The organism is Paraburkholderia sp. SIMBA_027 (assembly GCF_046535315.1).
Lineage (GTDB): Bacteria > Pseudomonadota > Gammaproteobacteria > Burkholderiales > Burkholderiaceae > Paraburkholderia > Paraburkholderia tropica.
On sequence record NZ_JAWRWY010000459.1, the window covers coordinates 1 to 276 of the forward strand.

Genomic DNA, 276 nt, shown 5'->3' on the forward strand with positions numbered 1-276 from the left:
GACCACCCGCTCCGGCGTCGATCTCGCCTGCGTTCTCAATCACGGCGCCTTCAATCTCGAGCGTGCGCTGGAAAACGACCCGCATTTCCTCGAGCATGGCCATGACGACCACGTCTGCGGCCCGGACTGCGATCACGATCACCATCACCACGCGCATGGTCATGACCATGACCACGATCATCACCATCATGATCATGATCACGGGCACGACCATCATCACCATGGCGCCGTATCGCCGATCCATGATGTGACGGTGCAGTCGGTGTCGCTGCGCGG

General features: G+C 60.9%; 1 protein-coding gene. It reads right to left on the reverse strand.

Features of this window, described 5'->3' with window-relative positions; genetic code table 11:
* Positions 1-223, reverse strand: a 223-nt coding sequence (locus SB764_RS39820) for a hypothetical protein (protein ID WP_410866725.1), incomplete at its 3' end; no start/stop codon positions are given.
* Between the last annotated feature and the right edge of the window lie 53 nt (positions 224-276).